The sequence below is a fragment of the Pseudomonas rhizoryzae genome (genome assembly GCF_005250615.1).
Lineage (GTDB): Bacteria > Pseudomonadota > Gammaproteobacteria > Pseudomonadales > Pseudomonadaceae > Chryseomonas > Chryseomonas rhizoryzae.
Map to the genome: position 1 here is coordinate 1 of NZ_SULM01000038.1, position 2,271 is coordinate 2,271.

Annotated in this window: 2 protein-coding genes and 2 pseudogenes; all 4 read left to right on the forward strand. The window is 64.7% G+C overall.

What is annotated here, in order from left to right; translation table 11 throughout:
• Positions 1 to 807 (forward strand): ABC transporter substrate-binding protein (locus tag FAZ11_RS24555; protein ID WP_137283182.1); only part of this gene is annotated, 807 nt, incomplete at its 5' end.
• 22 nt (positions 808 to 829) lie between these two features.
• Positions 830 to 1,379: pseudogene (locus tag FAZ11_RS25680) on the forward strand (ABC transporter ATP-binding protein); the annotation flags it as partial.
• Between the two features lie 93 nt (positions 1,380 to 1,472).
• Positions 1,473 to 1,898: a TOBE domain-containing protein gene (locus tag FAZ11_RS25685; RefSeq protein ID WP_479681262.1), complete on the forward strand. Its 426-nt coding sequence runs from the start codon at positions 1,473 to 1,475 to the stop codon at positions 1,896 to 1,898.
• A pseudogene (locus tag FAZ11_RS24565) lies at positions 1,895 to 2,271 on the forward strand (hypothetical protein); the annotation flags it as partial. The gene FAZ11_RS25685 and the pseudogene FAZ11_RS24565, both read left to right, overlap by 4 nt.

Sequence of the window (2,271 nt, forward strand, 5' to 3'; positions counted from 1 at the left end):
CTCTCCGAGCAGGCCAATCCGCGGCATGACGTGATCTGGGGCATGGCGGCGTCCTCCATGGTCGATCCGCGCATCTCCGCCACCCTGGAGCCCTACCAGCCCAAGGGCATCGACGCGGTGCCCAAGCAATTCCGTGATCCGAACAACAAATGGTTCGCCGTGACCGGTTACATGGCCGCCTTCTGCGTCAACAACGAGCGCCTCAAGCAGAAGGGGCTGCCGATGCCCACCTCCTGGAAGGACCTGACCGCCCCCGCATTCAAGGGCGAGGTGGTGATGCCCAACCCGGCCAGCTCGGGGACCGGCTACGTGCAGATCGCCTCGCTGCTGCAGATGATGGGCCCGGAAAAGGGCTGGAGCTTCCTCGACGCGCTGGACAAGAACGTCGCCCAGTACATCAAGTCCGGTTCGCGGCCGTGCAACGTGGCCTCCTCAGGCGAATACACCGTCGGTGTCTCCTACGACCTGCGCGCCATCAAGAACATCGCCGAAGGCTATCCGATCACCATGGTGATTCCGTCGGAGGGCGCCGGTAACGAGCTGGAGGCCAATGGTCTGGTCGCCGCCTCCAAGCACCAGGAAGCCGCCAAGCGCTTCTTGGATTGGACGGTCAGTCCGGCCGCCGCCAACGCCTACTACAAATGGAAGGCCATCGTGACCATCCCGGGCGGCGAGATGCCGAAGAACTTCCGCGATGCGGGGCTGCCGGCCGATGTGTCCAAGGTGCTCTATCCGGTGGACTTCGCCAAGGCGGGAGCCGAGCGGGCCGAGATCATTTCGACCTGGCAGAAGAAGTACGAGCGGTAAGCAAGGGCTTTCTGGAGGCAGCATGAAACTATCGATTAGCGGCGTGACCAAGCGCTTCGGCTCTCTCACCGCCTTGGACGAGGTGTCGCTCGACATCCCGTCAGGCAAGTTCGTTTGTTTTCTCGGACCATCCGGCTGTGGCAAGACCACCCTGCTGCGGATCATCGCCGGCCTCGATGAGGCCAGCGCTGGCCGCATCGAGGTCGATGGCAAGGACGTGCTCAGCACCACCGCCAAGGAGCGCAACTTCGGCATCGTCTTCCAATCCTATTCGCTGTTCCCGACCCTGACGGCGGCGCAAAACGTCGCCTATGGCCTGGAATGCCGAAAACGTCGCCTATGGCCTGGAATGCCGAAGCTGGAAGAAAACGGAAATGGCCGAGCGGGTCGCCGCCATGCTCAAGATGGTGCACCTCGACGCTCACGCGAAGAAGCTGCCGCACCAACTCTCCGGCGGTCAGCAACAGCGCATCGCCCTGGCACGGGCGATCGCGCCGCGGCCTTCGCTGCTGCTGCTCGACGAGCCCTTGTCGGCGCTGGATGCCAAGGTGCGCGAGGAATTGCGCACCGAGATCAAGGCCGTGCAGGAAAAGCTCGGCATCACCACCATCATGGTGACCCACGACCAGGAAGAAGCCCTGGCCATGGCCGACCTGGTAGTGCTGATGCGCAACGGGAAAATCGAGCAGGCCGGTACGCCGGATGAACTCTACGAGCGACCCAAAACGCCCTTCGTTGCCGAGTTCATCGGGCGCATGAACTTCCTCGAGGTGGAGACCGACGAGGCGGGTCGTAGCTGGTTGGGTCAGACGCCGCTGCGGCTGCGTGATGCCGCTGGCAAGGGGCCTTCGAAAGTCTGTCTCAGGCCTGAACACGTAGAACTCGGCTCAGCCGAGCGCACCGGCGAGAACGTCGTGGCCGGCCGCGTCACCGACATCTCCTACCTGGGCAACCTCACCCGGATCACCATGCAGCCGGCCACCGGTGGCTCCCCCGTGGTGGCTGAACTGCACGGCCGCCGCGCGCCGGTCCGGCTGGACGATCCCATCTCCATGCACCTGCCGATGCTGTCGCTGCGGAGGCTGTCATGAGTGCCGTCAACCTGTCCGAACGCGCCAGTACCGCCGGGCTGCCGGTGAAGCGCGCCGGCGAAGACCGCCTGGTGCGCTGGACGCTGACCGGGGTGGTGCTGGCCGGCCTGCTGCTGTTTCTGGTCATGCCGATCGCCACCATCCTGATCCGCAGTACCGAAACCCCGACCGGGACGGGCCTGGCCAACTTCACCAATGCCTTCGCCAGCGCCCGCTTCTGGGGCCTGATCGGCAACAGCGTCGGCATGGCCGGGCTCACCACGGTACTGGTGATCGTCCTGGCCTATGGCTACGCCTACGGCCTGCAGCGCACCCTGGTCAAGGGCAAGGGCTTCCTGCGGCTGGTCGCCCTGATGCCACTGTTCGCCCCCTC